The following is a 798-nucleotide window of genomic DNA, read 5'->3' on the forward strand; positions in this document are numbered from 1 at the left end:
GTCAACCGAAGCAGGATTAGAAATATTGCAGAGCTTAAGTCTTATTTGAGGCAGCGAAATGTGCAGGCATTTCGCATCCGACGAGGATACGAAGACCTGATTCTCTATGTTCGCTAGCAATTAAAAGAATAAATCCCCGAGCCGCAGTTCAGGCCGCCTGCTGTAAGGCCCGGAGATTGTAAACGGTAAACAATAGAAGGCTAGGTTTTCTACCCGGCCTTCTTCTTTAACAACCAGCTTGGCTTCTTCATACCAATCTTTGCGAAGCCCTCATTTAGCGTCATCGGATGCGCTAGTTCCATATAATCAGAGAGCTTCATTTTAATCACTTCGTGGTGATTTCCTGCTCTAAAGGCAATATCACCGGTTTCATCGAACCCTTCATACATATAGATGGGGACATCATATAAATTGCCGAATGGTGGCATAGCACCCACTTCGCATGATGGGAAACGGTCTTTAAATTCATCTTCTGTTGCCAGGGCGACCAGCTCGGTTCCCATGGCTCTCATAAATTGATCCCAGCGTATTCGACATGATGCGGGTAGCACCACCATCGACATACAACCGTCCAAATTGACCATAACGGTTTTCGCCATTTGGTCACCTTTAAGTTTAATACGTTCAGCGATCTCTTTTGCGGTATATGCTACCGAATGTTCTATTGATACGTATTGAACGTCATTCGAATCTAGATATTGCTTTAGCTGTTCAACTGGCATTTCCAGTACCTCTATAACTGCCTAACACTCGTTATTTTTGTCTTTAGTAGATCGAGACAATCGTAATTATTGCTTT

The 798-nt window shown here is 43.6% G+C and carries 1 protein-coding gene; it reads right to left on the minus strand.

What is annotated here, in order from left to right; genetic code table 11:
• Positions 1-209 precede the first annotated feature (209 nt).
• Positions 210-722, minus strand: coding sequence for an aminoacyl-tRNA deacylase (locus A3729_RS22330; RefSeq protein ID WP_068554211.1), 513 nt, complete (start codon positions 720-722; stop codon positions 210-212).
• Between the last annotated feature and the right edge of the window lie 76 nt (positions 723-798).

The sequence above is a fragment of the Oleiphilus sp. HI0043 genome, from assembly GCF_001634935.1.